General features: G+C 64.6%; 8 protein-coding genes. 5 read left to right on the plus strand and 3 right to left on the minus strand.

What is annotated here, in order from left to right:
• Nucleotides 1-205 precede the first annotated feature (205 nt).
• The 4 genes from KF886_08280 to KF886_08295 all read left to right on the plus strand — a co-directional run bounded on the left by KF886_08280 (nt 206) and on the right by KF886_08295 (nt 8,441).
• Entirely contained in the window at nt 206-2,470 is a 2,265-nt protein-coding gene (locus KF886_08280; protein ID MBX3177341.1) for a PBP1A family penicillin-binding protein, read from the plus strand.
• Between the two features lie 788 nt (nt 2,471-3,258).
• Nucleotides 3,259-4,533 carry a Gfo/Idh/MocA family oxidoreductase gene (locus KF886_08285; GenBank protein MBX3177342.1) on the plus strand — a complete coding sequence of 425 codons (1,275 nt, stop codon included), beginning with the start codon at nt 3,259-3,261 and terminating at the stop codon, nt 4,531-4,533.
• Between the two features lie 155 nt (nt 4,534-4,688).
• Nucleotides 4,689-7,601, plus strand: a complete 2,913-nt coding sequence (locus tag KF886_08290; GenBank protein ID MBX3177343.1) for an insulinase family protein — start codon at nt 4,689-4,691, stop codon at nt 7,599-7,601.
• Nucleotides 7,602-7,787: 186 nt separating this feature from the next.
• Nucleotides 7,788-8,441 (plus strand): NTP transferase domain-containing protein, encoded by a 654-nt coding sequence (locus KF886_08295; protein ID MBX3177344.1) that lies wholly within the window; start codon nt 7,788-7,790, stop codon nt 8,439-8,441.
• 670 nt (nt 8,442-9,111) lie between these two features.
• Here KF886_08295 and KF886_08300 read toward each other — a convergent pair.
• The 3 genes from KF886_08300 to miaA all read right to left on the minus strand — a co-directional run bounded on the left by KF886_08300 (nt 9,112) and on the right by miaA (nt 12,368).
• On the minus strand, nt 9,112-10,071 hold the full coding sequence (locus KF886_08300) for an SDR family oxidoreductase (GenBank protein MBX3177345.1): 960 nt from the start codon (nt 10,069-10,071) through the stop codon (nt 9,112-9,114).
• Between the two features lie 93 nt (nt 10,072-10,164).
• Complete coding sequence (locus tag KF886_08305; GenBank protein MBX3177346.1) at nt 10,165-11,463, minus strand: hypothetical protein; 1,299 nt, start codon at nt 11,461-11,463, stop codon at nt 10,165-10,167.
• A complete protein-coding gene (miaA, locus tag KF886_08310) occupies nt 11,460-12,368 on the minus strand; it encodes a tRNA (adenosine(37)-N6)-dimethylallyltransferase MiaA (GenBank protein ID MBX3177347.1) in 909 nt (302 codons plus the stop codon). The genes KF886_08305 and miaA overlap by 4 nt, the downstream gene beginning before the upstream one ends.
• Before the next feature lie 184 nt (nt 12,369-12,552).
• On the opposite strand from miaA, the gene ppk1 reads away from it, so the two are divergent.
• Nucleotides 12,553-14,574: a polyphosphate kinase 1 gene (gene ppk1, locus KF886_08315; protein MBX3177348.1), complete on the plus strand. Its 2,022-nt coding sequence runs from the start codon at nt 12,553-12,555 to the stop codon at nt 14,572-14,574.

Raw genomic sequence — 14,574 nt, forward strand, 5'->3', positions numbered from 1 at the left:
ACAGCCTCGGAAACCCCAAAGCGAGACGATCCTTTCTTCATTCGTGTCCCTTCGCGTTAATTCGCGGTTCAACGTTGTTTGGTTACGGCCCGGGGCTGCGCGGTGCGCATTCCCGCCAGCCGTTGCCCCGGTTTGCGGGCGAATGCTAAGCTTATCGGCAAGCGCCGCGGGCAGTACCCGCCGGCCCCGATCACAGGAAACCCCAATGTCCACCAAGGCTCCCGGCCCCCCACCCCGAAAAATCACACGCGCCATGAACCGCGGCTGCGCGGGGCTGTTCTTCTTCCTGATGCTCGTCGCCGGATCGGTCTGGGGCGCGAGCCTCGGCGTCTTCGTTTGGGTGCTGGAGGACGCGAAATCCACCATCGAGGCGCTTGAGGAATTTCGCCCGAATATCGGCAGCAAGGTCTATTCTTCGGACGGCGAGCTGTTGGGCCAGTTTACCATCGAGGAGCGGCAGCTGGTGCCGCTCAACGAGATGCCTTTGCACCTGATCAAGGCGTTCCTGGCGACCGAGGATCACCCCTTCTACGAGCACCGGGGCGTGCGTCCCGACGCCATCATAAATGCGGCGCTGACCGGCCTGCAGACCGGGCATTTTCGCGGCGCCAGCACCATCACCCAGCAGGTGGTCCGGAATATCAAGGACCTTTCGGTGGGCACCGAGGTGACCCTCGAGCGCAAGATCCGCGAAGCGATCACGGCGCTCCAGGTGGAGCGCGAATTCACCAAGGACGAAATTCTCGAGCTCTACCTCAACCAGATTTTCCTCGGCATCAGCGCCTACGGCGTGGAAGCGGCCTCGCGCCAGTACTACGCCAAGAGTTGCCGGGAGCTGACCCTGGGCGAGGCGGCGACGATGGCCGGGCTGACCCGCGCGCCGAACATCAACAACCCCATCTACAACATGAGGAACGCGCTGGCGCGGCGGGACATCGTGCTGGGGCAGATGTTGGATAACCGCTTCATAACACAGGCGGAATACGAAGCGGCCCGGGCGGAGGACCTCGACGAGTCGGTGATCACGCCGGAAGAGCGCCTGGCCCTGGAGGACGCCCGCAGGGGGGTATGGGCCCCCACCAAGTTCAAGGCGCCTTACTTCGTGGAGGAGGTACGCAAATACATCTACGCCCAGTACGACAAGGAAGAAGTGCTGGAGCAGGGCATGGAGATTCACACCACGGTCGACATGCGGATGCAGCGGGCGGCCGAGGGGGCGCTCTTGAAGGCCCTCGACGATTTCGACCAGCGAAAGCTCACCTGGCTGACGAAGGTCGGGCGAGAAGAAGAGTTTGTGCCCGTCTCCGGCGCGCTCGTCTGCATCGACAACCGCGAAGGATACGAGGGGCAGGTCCGCGCCATGGTGGGCGGGCGCGATTTCGACACCATAAAATTCAACAGCGCCACCCAGGCCAAGCGCCTCATCGGCTCAAGCATCAAGCCCTTTGTCTGGGCCGCCGCCATCGCCGAGGGCATGAGCCCCTCAACCGTCATCGTGGACGAGCCCTTCGTCCGGCTCGACGGAAACCGAAAGCCGTGGGCGCCCAAGAATTTTGATGGCAATTTCCGGGGGCCCATGTCGATCCGCCACGCCCTGGAGCGCTCGACCAACATCGTCTCGGTCAAGCTCGTGGAGCGCCTCGGCGTGCCGGTCGTGCGTTCCTACCTCCAGAGTTGCGGCATAGAGACGGACGTCCAGGGGCTCACGATCGCGCTCGGCACCCCGCAGGTGTCGGTGCTGGAACTGTGCGCCGCCTACTCCACCTTCGCCCGCGGGGGGAAGCTCCACCGCCCGGTTATGATCACGGAAATCAAGGATCGCGACGGCCTGACGCGCTACCGTCAGCCCGATATCGCCCCCGAGATCGCCATGCGCGAAGACGTCGCCTTTGTCGTAAACCACATGCTCCAGGGCGTCGCCACCCCCGCGAGCGGCGGCTGGCAGCCGACCGCCTGGCGCACCCACGAGATCGGGCGGCCGCGCGGCGGCAAGACCGGCACCACCAACGACAGCCGGGATGCCTGGTTCGCCGGCCACACCGCGGATTTCACATGCGTCGTGTGGCTGGGCTACGCCGACAACCGGCCCCTCGGGACCGGCCGCGACGCCGAAGGCCGCACCTTCACGGGCGGACACCAGGCGGCCCCCGTCTGGATCGAATTCATGAAAGAGGCGCAGGAAGGGATGCCCGTCCGGGATTTCGAGGTCCCCGCAAATATCGAGTTCTTCAATATTGACCGGATCACCGGTGTGCAAGGCGGCAGCTACCGCGAGGCCTACCTCAAGGACGGGCCCAAGCCGCCGGGCCGCTGGTACGCGGACGTGCAGCGCGAAATCCAGGAAGTGGAGCAGTCCGTGGACCTGGAGTCCATCGCGCCGGACGATACCGGCTTCGCGCCGGGTTTTGGCCAGGCGCCGGGCCTGCAATCCGCGCCCCTGGCCCCGCTGGTCCCGCTCGAAGCCCTGTAGGCCACCAACCCGCCGTAAACCCCAGGTCATGCAACCCGCGCCAACGGGTGCTCCGTGTTCAAGCCGCCCATCAACATCGGAAACGCAGCCTCGGAATCCCACGTCATACGTGTGAATTCGTACCCTTATTCGTCATTTGCATGTTTTCCAGACAAGTCTTTCCGAAGTAAACTCGGAAGAGCCATAGTCACCCCACAGGTTCAACGCCCGCCAACGTGGCTTGGGCTTCCAGCCTGAGGCAGCGTGAGCGCCGGGTTCGAACGGCCCATTGATGCCGTGAATACAGCCTCGGATTCCCAATGCAAGATGGTCCTCTGTTCATTCGTATCCATTCGCGCTAATTCGCGGTTCAACGTTGTTCGGTTTCGGCCAACGACCGCCGCCCTGCGCCCTTCGTGGTGATCAATTCCTTGGTGGCGCCCAGCGGCTCCCCCGTGTTCTTTGTGTTCTTTGCGCGCTCTGTGGCTCCAAATCCAATCCCCCGACCGCCCAAACCGCGCGTCACGCCCTCGATCATCGTCTTTGCGCTTTCGCGTGACTATCAATCCTTCTCCAACTTCTTTCCTTCGTGCTCTTCGTGCCCTTCGTGGTGATCATTTCTTCGGTTGCGGCCAATGGTTGCCCTGCGTACTCGGTGTAATCTTTGCTCCCCCAATCCAGGTTCCCTCCGGCCGTGCCCCCGAGCCCCCCGGGCGATGCCCTTGGCGCCCCCGCCACCCATGGTGTACCATGCCCTCTTGCGCAGAAACGGGCGCACCACGCGCCCCCCGGTAGAAGGAGCTATGCCCATGCAGATGAACCGCCGCCATTTCCTCGCCCTGTCCGGCGCCGCCGCAGTGACCATCCTGCCCGCGTCCGCGCGGGGGGCCAACGAACGGATACGGGTCGGCGTCGCGGGCTTGCAGAACCGCGGCCGCAACCATATCTCCGGAATTCTCGCCGCGGAGCACGCCGACCTCGTCGCCGTATGCGATGTGGACCAGTCCGTGCTGGACCGCGAGGCGAAGGCCGCCGAGGAAAAGCTTGGCCGCCCCGTGAAGCAATACCGCGACTACCGCGACATGCTGGCGGATCCGGAGATCGACGCGGTCACCATCGCCATGCCGAACCACTGGCACGTGCTCGCCGCCATCTGGGGCCTGGACGCTGGCAAGCACGTCTACGTCGAAAAGCCGCTGTGCCATACCTACTGGGAGGGCCTGCAACTCATCGCGGCGGAACAGCGCGCCGGCAAGATCCTGATGCACGGCACGCAGCGCCGCTCCGAACCGCTCTGGCAGCGCATGGTGGAACGCGCCCGCGCCGGCGTCATCGGCGACATCTACCTCGCGCGCTGCGTATGCTTTAACCGCCGCGACGCGATCCCCGCGCAGCCGGATTCCGAGCCGCCCGCCGGCCTGGACTGGTCGCTGTGGCAGGGGCCCGCGCCGGAACAGGCCTTCAACCCGGCCTACGTGCACTACAACTGGCACTGGTTCTGGCGCTACGGCAACGGGGAAGTCGGCAACAACCTGGTCCACTTCACCGACATCGCCAATTGGGCGCTGGATCGGGGTCTCCCCGTCAAGATCCACACGCAGGGGGGCCGTTACGGGTATGAAGACGCCGCCGAGACGCCCAACACGCAGGTCAGCACCGCCACCTTCGCCGATGGCACGATGCTGGTCAACGAAGTCCGCGGGCGCTTCAGCCCGAAGGAACACAACACGCAGGTGGGCCTGTTCCTCTACGGTTCCGAGGGCTGGATGGCCGAAGGCAAGTTTTTTGACACGGCGGGCCAGGAAATTCCCGACGAGACCCCGTTGGAACGGGTCAACGCCACCGACGCGCACCTGAACAACTTTGTGGAGGCCATCCGGAACAACGACCCGCGGCGCATTACATCCACCGCCCGCCAGGGCCTGGAAGCGGCCGCCATCTGCCACTTGGGCGATATCTCGTACCGGGTCGGCCGCACGGTGCATTTTGACGCCGATCGCCACCAGATCCTGAGCGACGCCGAGGCGAACGCGCTGCTGACCAGGGAGTACCGGAAGGGCTTCGAGGTGCCCGCGCTGGCCTGACAGGCCGGGAACGCGCGCCAGGGTAGCTACACAGGTTTGGGCGGGTTCCGAATAGAGTGGAGCACGATGCGGCGGCGCCCGGGCGCCGGAGGATAACCGAATTAACCACGTACCGGCCGGATTGCCGGGAACGACAGCGTAAGGATGCTCATTTCATGGTAAGTACGCGTATCTGGTGCGCCGGCCTGATTCTGGCCCTCGCGGCCGTGTGGAGCGGCCCCGCGGCCGCGGGCTACAAACAGGTCAATTCGCCCAATCCCAACGACGAAATGGCCGTGTCGATCTATGAGCTGGACAACGGCCTCACCGTCTACCTGACCGTGAACCGCGAGACGCCCCGCTTCTACGCGGAAATCGCCGTCCGCGCCGGCAGCAAACAGGATCCGGCCGAATCGACCGGCCTCGCGCACTACCTGGAGCACCTGTTGTTCAAGGGATCCACCCAGCTGGGCACGCTGAACTACGAGGCCGAGCGCCCGCACATCGAGCGGATCGAGGAACTCTACCAGCAGCACTTCCACGAAACCGATCCCGAAAAGCGGAAAGCACTCTACGCGGAAATCAACGCCGAGACCATGAAAGCCGCCGAATACGCCATCCCCAACGAGATGGACCGCCTCTATAAGGCCATGGGCGGGACGATGCTCAACGCGCACACCTGGCACGAGGAGACTGTCTACAAGATCAACCTGCCAAAGAATCGCCTGGAGCAGTGGGCGGCCATCGAAGCGGAACGCTTCGCGAGCCCCGTGTTCCGCCTCTTCCAGACCGAGCTCGAAACCGTGTACGAGGAGATGAACCGCGCCCTCGACAATAAGGACCGGATCATCCAGTACGCCGTGGACGGCCAGCTCTACAAGACGCATCCATACGGCCAGCAGCCGACGCTCGGCAAAGTGGAGCACCTGAAGAACCCGTCGCTGAAGAATATCGGCGACTATTACGACACCTATTACGTCCCCAACAATATGGCCATCTTCATCTCAGGAGACATTGACAAGGACGAGACGATCGCGCTCATCGACCAGTACTTCTCGCCGTGGGCGCCGAAGCCGCTGCCCGGCCCGCAATCGTGGGACGAACAGCCGCTCCAGGGCCGCGAGGAAGTGGTCCGCACGTACCAGGGCGAAGAGTTCGTCATGCTCGCTTTCCGGACCGCCTCCAACAAGCACGAGGACTACGAGGCGCTCACCCTGCTCGACATGATACTCGACAATGCCTCCGCCGGCCTGATCAACATCAACCTCAACCAGCAGCAGCGCGTGCGCCAGGCGGGCTCCTATCCCGGAATCTACAACGACTACGGCGCCCAGTTCCTCTGGGGCATCCCGAAAGAGGGGCAGACCCTCGCCGAAGTCGAGGCGCTCCTGCTGGAGCAAATCGAGCGCATCAAGAACGGTGAATTCGACGATTGGCTCCTGCCCGCCATTATCAACGACTTCAAGAAGACCACCAAGCGCGGCCTCGAATCCGACCCCGCGCGCGTCGCGGACATGCGCTCCACGTGGCTCGAATTTCAGGACTGGGATGAGCACGTCGCCCGCTTTGAGCGCCTCGAAAAAGTGACCAAAGAAGACGTCATGCGCGTCGCCAAAACCTACTTCGGGGACAACTACGTCGCCGGCCTACGTAAAGACGCGCCGCACGAAGTGCCGGATATCGAGAAGCCCGAACTCGCCGCCATCAAGATCGACCCGCAGCGATCCTCGGAATTCGCGGCGCGCATCATGCAGATGCCGGTCGAGCCCATAGAACCGGAATTCGTCGACCGGGACAACGATCTGACCATCGTCGAACCGCTGAACGGGGTGCGCCTGTATTACGTGCAGAATCCCCTGAACGACCTCTTCAGCCTGTCGATTCGCGTCCCCGTGGGCACCCGCACCGACAACACGCTGAACATGGCCGCCATGCTTTTCGACAAATCCGGCACGAAGGACCTGAGCGCCGAGGATCTCCGAAAGGAATGGTACAAGCTCGGCACCGATCTCAGCATCGGCGCCGCGGAGGAGGAGTCCTCGATCAGCCTCTCCGGGCTCGACGAGAACTTCGCTTCATCGGTGTCGCTCCTCCAGGCCCTGATGTCGGATCCCCGCGCCGATGCCGGTGTCCTGGACGAACTGAAGAAGATCATTCTCGTGCAGCGCGAAGACGCCCAGAAACAGGTGGAGAGCATCGCGAGCGCGCTCGTGGCCTACAACCGCTTCGGCGCGGAGTCGGAGCACCTCACCCGCATGACGAACGCCGAGGTGCAAGCGATCGGCGCGAAGGCGCTCTACGCCAATGGCCGCGCGCTGTTGGACTACCCGCAGGACGTGACGTATGTGGGCACGTTGCCGCTGGAGACGGTGGTGGACGCCCTGAAGCGGTTCTATGGCCCGCGCAGGACCGTCAAGCCGGCCCCGGACTTGCCCGAACGCCCGATTCGCGCGCCGGGGAACACCGAAATTTACTTCGTGGACAAGGACGCGGCCCAGGCCCAGATCCGGCTGGAATTCGGCAGCGTGAAATACGACCCGGGTCTCAGCCCGGCCATTGACCTCTACAACAACTACTTCGCGGGGGGTATGGCCGGCATCGTGTTCCAGGAACTTCGCGAGGCCCGCGCACTGGCCTATTCCGCCGGCGCCCGCTACATCGAGGGCGACGAAATCGGCGACCAGAGCCTCATGGTGGGCGTCATCGGAAGCCAGGCCGACAAGACCGTCGAGGCGGTGAAGGCCTTTATCGAACTGCTCGACGATCTGCCCGCATCCGAGGAACGCTTCGCCACCACCCGGGAAGCCCTGATCAACCGCTACCGCACCGGCAAGATCGGGTTCCGCGGCGTGGCCGGCGCCGTGCGGGGCTGGGAGAAGCTTGGGCTGCCCGGCGACCCGCGTGAGGCCGCCTTCAACTCCGTGCTGGCGAGCAGCCTGCCAAACCTGCTCCAGTTTCACGGAAGCATCATCGCGGATCAGCCGAAGCTCATCTCCGTCGTGGGCGACGGCGACAAGATCGGAATGGAGAAACTCGCGGAGATCGCGCCGGTCCGGAGCGTGAACCTGAAGGAAATTTTTTCAGAGTGACTGCTGGCGCCGGGAAGGGCCGGGGCCAGCGCCACCGGCCCTTCCCGCGCGCCGTCTCGATCAGGATTCACGTGTAAGGCGCGGGAAGCCCGAACAGGCGTGCGCCACGCGTGAATCCTGTCTGCATTCGGGCAACGGGAGCGCCATAGCGCGGCGTATGGGAGCGCGGTCGCAGTGAATATCGCCATGATACCGGCGCGGATGGGAAGCCAGCGCCTGAAGCAAAAGAATCTGCGCCAACTCGGCGGCGTCCCGCTCATCGCGCGCGCCATACGCAAGTGCCACGCGGCCGGCTGCTTCGACCAGATCTGGGTGAACTCCGAGCACGAGGCCTTCGCGGAAATCGCCGCCGCCGAGGGCGCCGGCTTTCACCGCCGCCCCGGGGAACTGGCCGACAACGCCGCCACGAGCGAGCAGTTCGTGGGCGAATTCCTGCGCGCGCATCCCTGCGATCGCGTGTTCCAGGTGCATTCCATCGCGCCCCTCCTCACCGAAGCCGAAGTGCGCGGCTTCGTCGAGGCGATGATCGCCGGCGGCGAGGATACCCTGCTCAGTTGCACCCACGAGCAAATCGAGTGCGCGCTCGACGGCGTCCCGGTCAACTTCACGTTCGCGGAAAAGACCAACTCGCAGGATCTGCGTCCCATACAGCGCATCAGCTGGAGCATCACCGGCTGGCGCCGCGAACCCTACCTCGCCGCCATCGACGCCGGCGCAACCGCGACCTACGCCGGCCGCATCGGCTTCCACGTGATCGGCCGCCTCGCCGGACACATCATCAAGACCGAGGAAGACCTCCAGATCGCCGAGGCCCTGCTGCCCCGCTGCGAAGGCGCATAACCCCGGGGGACTGGAGCCCGCGACAGCATGTGCCCGGCCGCGAAAGCGCCCCAACCACCCAAAAATCGCGGGCGCCTGTACCCGCCACCTCCAGCGCGGCTGAAAGAGTAGGATAGCCGTCCCGGCTGTCCCCGGATTGCAACGCAATCCGAATCATTCCCCCAACCCTCTGACTGGTGTGACGGCAATCCGGGCTGCCGCGATCATGCTGTCAGATCTCTTCGGCCCGAAGGGCCAGCGCAACATAGCCCAAGGCATCGCCTCGGGAAATCCTTTAGCGGAATGAAGCTGGGCTTGATACCTCGACGATACAATCCCGCGCCGCAACGGAAGTGCGGACAAATGGGAGCGCGGGCGGCCCGCCCGCAACGCGCCGGAGGCGCGAATCTGTTAAACAGCGGTAGTCCGGTTCCAATCGCCTCTCCGATCACATGTGCCGATATCGCAAACACGCCATGCACCTCCGGTGCATTGCAGGCGGGGACGCCTGCGCTCCCAGCCTTGCGCGCTCTCGTCGTAGGATCGCGGCATGAAAAGAATGGGCTGGCGCTTCTTCAGACCGCTAAAGTGTTACGGAAATCCTTGCGGCTACAGCATCTGGAGGTTCGTGCATTTCCGTTCCATACGGCGACACACGCCATCCGCCCGATGCAGTCCCCCGGGCCCCCACCTACCCCCGCGGCAGCCCCCGAAACACCTCGATGTTATAATAGCGTGGTTGCCCCATGTCGCCGTACCCCGGCAGATGCTGGTACAGGTCGCGCGTGATGTCCGGGATGGCGTATTTCGGCTGGAAGCCCAGGTACGTCTTCGCGCGCTCACACGAAACCTTATAGTTACGGAAGTCCTGGATATCCTTAATCGTGACCCGCACCTTCCTCCCCGCGCACGCCTCCACCTCGTCCTTCACGAAATCGGCCACCTGGCCCACCGTGAAGTTGTCCTTCGCAATGTTGAACACCCCGCTGATGCCCCTGTCCGCCTGTACCGCGCGGAGAAACGCGCTGCACGTGTCCCGCACGTCAATGAGCGGGCGCCAGATCGCCGGGTTGTTCACCGTGATCACGCCATCCGCCATCGCGCACTTGAACATGGTGTTGATGATGAGGTCGAAACGCATGCGCGGGCTGTGTCCGCAGACCGTGCCCTGGCGCAACGCGATGGCGGAGAAGGAATCGTCCTGCAACTGCATGACGCCGTACTCGCCCGCCAGCTTGGAGATGCCATACGGGTACGCGCACGTAACCGGCGCGTCCTCGTTGTACAGCTCGTTGACCGTATAGCCATAGACCGAGCACGAAGAAGCGTACACAAAGCGGCGCACGCCCGCGCGTTTCGCCTGAAAGGCCAGGTAGGAGGGAAGCGCCCCGTTCTGCACAAAATTCATCGCGGGGTCAAACTCCGCCATGGGATCGTTGGAAAGCCCCGCGAGAAAAATGACTTGGTCGTACCCCTTCAGGTCGGCGTCCGTGAGCGTGAAGAGGTCCTTCTGAATGACCGGCGTGCCTTCCGGCAGGTGGTTGCCGAACCAGAGCAGATCGGCCACATCCACGTCATAGCCGTGCTCCTGGAGCATGGGAACCAGCACCGAGCCAATGTAACCGGCCCCGCCGGCGGCCAGAATGCGCATGAATACCCTTCCTTCCGTCGCGCGCGCCCCGGTGAGCGGGCGCGCAGGTCGGGCATTATAGCAACCGTGCGCGCCGGGGGCGTAATGCGCCGTTCAGGGGCGCCACGCCCGAAGCTGCCCGATCAATGCCCGCTGGCCGTCCAGATCGTCCCGCATCGCCGCGCAAGGGACCACGGGAAGGCCGATCCCACGCCACTGCGCGACGCGCCCGATGGCCTCGAACAGGTCCTGCCGCGGAAAACCGTGATCGCGGAGGTGGTGGACGAGTTTTAACGTGCGGAAGGCGTCGAACCATTGGTGGAATTGCCGCGTGCGCTGTTCCATGCCGCCGCCCTGCCGCAGGATGTTATCCCAGGCCGCCTCAAGACCCTGCGCGGCCAGAAATCGCGCGAGTTCCGGGCTGATCCGCGCGGCGCGCTCCAGGAGGCGCGCGCCCGGTTCGGCCAGCGCGCCGGGCGCCGATTCAAGCCAGGCCTGAAGCACCTGAAACGTCTCCGGATGGTAGGTCCGGTAGGCGTCGTCCGGGTCCGCCGCGAAGGCCCCCACCTTGCGGCCGGTGCCGAATGGGACGCGGTGCGAGGGGCGGCCCGACGGGCGCACGGTGGTCTCCCAGATCCGCCCGATCTCGCCCGTCTTCGCGAGCTGTTGCAGGAAGTAGAAATCTTCGCCCGCCTGGCGGCGGTTCATGCCGCCGGACGCCGCATAGGCCCGGGCGGTGCAGGCCATGGCGGAGCCGATCGCGGGATAGGCGTACGGCGAGCCCGCATAGCCCCAGGCAAGCTCCTGGTAGCGGAGGTAGAGCTCGTAGCTGAGAATCGGGCGGGCCGTTTCGGGCGCGCCAACGACCGGGTGCGCGTAGGCCACCGCAACGCCCCAGCGCGGGCCGGCTTCGAAGAAGGCGTAAAGGGCTTCCAGGTAGTTCGCGTCGACCCGCGTGTCCGCGTCGAGACAGATAAGCGGCGCCTTGGGCTGGCCGGCGGCGTGAAGTCGTTCCAGCGCCGCGTCCAGCCCGATCTTTCTTGCGAGGCCGACGCCTTCCCGGGGGCCGAGTTCGCGCCCCGGGGAGGCGGCGTCGATCCAGGCGAGGCGGAGTTCGGGATGCGCCGCGGCGAAGTCCGGCAGCGCGCGGAGCGTGCGCTGGTTGTCGGCGATATCGGTGTCCCGCGCGATGCCGGGGGCCCGGTTGTTGATCACGCAGAGCACCAGGGTCCTGGCCAGCAGCGCGGGTCCGCAACAGGCGAGATCCCGGAGCGTATCGAAGAGGCGATCGTGTTCCGCGAGCGCGGGGATCACCACGGCCCCGGCGAGGCCATCGGGCTGATCGTGACCGTGCGCTGGAAGCCAGGCGGCGTGCGCGGCGCGCTTGCCCAGGTAGCGCGCGATGGGGGTCACTGGGCCGCCCGAATCGCGGCCAGGGCCTCTTCCAGGCGGCCTTCGGGAATCCACTGGATCGGCACGCCCTGGCGCTCCATCCGGCGGAACCACGTATCCTGCCTTTTGGCGAAGCGGCTGATTTCGCCGCTGAGCTTCTGGTACAGGTCGTTCCGGTTCTTGATGGCGCCGCGAACATAGCGCGAAACGTAGCGGTACTCCAGGCCGAGCTGTTCGAGGCGCTCCCACGGCACGCCGGACGCCATCAGGTCCTCCACCTCCTCGATGAGGCCCTCGTCGAGCCGGATATTGAGCCGCCGCGCGATGCGCTGGCGCAGGACCTTGCGGTCCCAGGCGACGCCCAGCACGAGGGGATTGAGCGGCGGCGCGGGTTCCGGGGTGCTGTTGTCGGTGTGCACCGCGATTTCGATAGCGCGCAGAACGCGGTCCCGATCCAGAAGGTCCGTGGTGTTGTGGGTATCGGGCCGCAGGGCGACCAGGCGCTCCGCGAGCACCTCGGTGGACATGGGCTCCATGGCGGCGCGCAGTTCGGCGTTGTAGGGCACGGGGACCATCATTGCCGGGGAGAGCGCCGCTTCGAGGTAGAGCCCCGTGCCGCCGGCGGTGATGGGGAACTTGCCGCGCGACTGCACCTCCGCAACGGCGGCGAAGAAATCGCGCTGGAACTGAAACACGCTGTATTCGTCGCGCGGGTCCACGATATCGATCAGGTGGTGGCGCACGGGCGGGCCACCGATTTCGTATTCGTGGAGGTCTTTTCCAGTCCCGATATCGAGGCCCCGGTAGACCTGCCGGGAGTCCGCCGAGATAATCTCGCCGTCCAGGATGCGCGCCAGGGCGATCGCCAGCGCGGTCTTGCCGGATGCAGTGGGTCCGAGAATGATTAGGGAATCGTTAGCGGGCATGGGCGGGGACCTTGTACTTCCAGCGCTTTTCCGTGCATCGGGGGGCGTGTGGACCCGCCTCACGGAAAACTGACACAATAGCAGGCTCTATTATACGCGAAGCGGGCAGCCGTTGCGCGTGGGGGCGGGCCGCGCACGGTTGTGCGGCCCGACCGCGCGCCGCCGCGCTTCAAGATTCGGGGTTATGAAGAACGTACACCAGATACGCGAAATCTCGACCCTTTCGTTCAACGAGCGGGTCCTCCAGGAAGCCGAAGACGAACGGAATCCGCTCCTCGAGCGGCTGAAGTTTCTCGGCATCTTCTCGTCCAACATGGACGAGTTCTTCAAGGTCCGGGTGGCGAGTATCCACCGCCGGATCGAGCTGGGAAAGCGCGGCTTCCAGGGCATCCTCGAGGTGCTCAACGACAAGGCGCGCGGGCTGGACGAGCGCTTCCGCGCGGCCTACGACCGCATCACGCGCGAACTGGCGGACAAGGGCATCCGGATCGTCACCGAGATGGATATCGTCGCCTCGGGCGATGGCATGGAAACCTGGGTTAAGGACTACTTCCGGGCGAACATCCTTCCGGGACTCGTGCCGCTCATCTGCTACAAGACCCAGCCCTTCCCGCAATTGACCGACGGCGCGCTCTACCTGGCGGTCGTGATGCGGGGAAAGAAAAAGCGCTACGCGATCCTCGAGGTGCCCCCGGAGGTGCCCCGCTTCGTGGAATTGCCCAACGGCAACATCATGTACGTGGACGACGTTATCCGGCTCAACCTGAACGAGCTCTTCTACATCTTCGAATACGAGGAGATCGGCGCCTACGAGTTCAAGGTTTCGCGCGACGCCCAGCTCGACATTGACAACGATTTCACGGAGGGCTACATCCGCAAGATGGAGCGGGTCCTCAAGCAGCGCAAGGGCGGGCGGCCCACCCGGCTCGTGTACGACGCCGCCATGCCGCAGGGGTTCCGGCGCATGCTGCAGAAAGAGCTGAATATCGACGAGGACGATACCCTCATCCCGGGCGGGCGCTACCACAACATGAAGGATCTCATGCAGTTCCCGGCGAAGCGGGAGGACCTCATGTTCCCCAGGCTCCCCGCACTGCCGCATCCGGTGCTCGATTTCGACGTGCGCCCGATGATGGACACCATCCGCGAGCGGGATGTGCTGATCACCTACCCGTACCAGTCCTTCGGCCACGTGATCCGGCTGCTGCGCGAAGCGGCCATCGATCCCCACGTGAAGTCCATCAAAATGACGATGTACCGTTCCGCGAACCATTCGCAGGTGGTGAACGCGCTCTACAACGCGGCGCGAAACGGGAAAAAGATCTTCGTATCCATCGAATTGCAGGCCCGCTTCGACGAGCAGCACAACATCCATATCGCGGAAACGCTCACGGAGGTTGGGGCCCACGTGGTCTACGGGGTGCCGCCGCTCAAGGTGCACTCCAAGCTCCTGCTGATCGAGCGGCGCACGAGCCTCTTCGCCGGCCTGTCGACCGGCAACTTCAACGAGGCGACGGGCCGCCTGTACGTGGACAGCATCCTCCTCACCAGCGACAAGCGCATGACCGCCGAAGTGGCCGAGGTCTTCTCCTATCTGGAGACCGCCGCGATGATGCGCGCCGTGACCGCGCCGCGCTTCAAGCACCTCCTCGTCTCCCCCTTCAATTCGCGCCGCCAGCTGATGGCCCTGCTCCAGCGGGAGAAGGAAAAGGGCGAGGCGGGCTACGTCCTCCTGAAGACGAATCACCTGACCGACCCGAAGATCATCAAGAAGCTCTACGATCTGGCCGACGCCGGGGTCCAGATGGATTTCATTGTGCGGACGACCTACGCGATGAAGCCCCACCCGAAGATCCGGGCCATCTCCATTCTCGATCGCTACCTGGAGCACCAGCGCATCTATATCTTCGGAACGGGCAAGGACCGGCGGGTCTTTCTTGGTAGCGCGGATCTCATGGAGCGGAACCTGGACTGGCGAGTCGAGGTCGCTTTTCCGCTCCTGAACGAGCAGCTCGCCGAACACGTGCACGACCTCATGCAAATCCAGATCGCGGACACGGCCAAAGCGCGTATACTGGACGATACCCAGAGCAACCCCTACGTGGGCGACAACGCGGATGGCCTGCGCGCCCAATGGGCCACGCGCGCGCATTTTGAGTCCCTGCTGGCGGAGAACGCCAACGCGGTGGACGCCGCCGCGACGTAA

This window comes from Candidatus Hydrogenedentota bacterium (assembly GCA_019637335.1).
Lineage (GTDB): Bacteria > Hydrogenedentota > Hydrogenedentia > Hydrogenedentales > JAEUWI01 > JAEUWI01.

Excerpts from the sequence above, each read along its gene's own strand:
- KF886_08280 (MBX3177341.1), top strand. The coding sequence starts at position 206 with ATGTCCACCAAGGCTCCCGGCCCCCCACCCCGAAAAATCACACGCGCC.
- KF886_08285 (MBX3177342.1), top strand. The coding sequence starts at position 3,259 with ATGCAGATGAACCGCCGCCATTTCCTCGCCCTGTCCGGCGCCGCCGCA.
- KF886_08290 (MBX3177343.1), top strand. The coding sequence starts at position 4,689 with ATGGTAAGTACGCGTATCTGGTGCGCCGGCCTGATTCTGGCCCTCGCG.
- KF886_08295 (MBX3177344.1), top strand. The coding sequence starts at position 7,788 with ATGATACCGGCGCGGATGGGAAGCCAGCGCCTGAAGCAAAAGAATCTG.
- KF886_08300 (MBX3177345.1), bottom strand. The coding sequence starts at position 10,071 with ATGCGCATTCTGGCCGCCGGCGGGGCCGGTTACATTGGCTCGGTGCTG.
- miaA (MBX3177347.1), bottom strand. The coding sequence starts at position 12,368 with ATGCCCGCTAACGATTCCCTAATCATTCTCGGACCCACTGCATCCGGC.
- ppk1 (MBX3177348.1), top strand. The coding sequence starts at position 12,553 with ATGAAGAACGTACACCAGATACGCGAAATCTCGACCCTTTCGTTCAAC.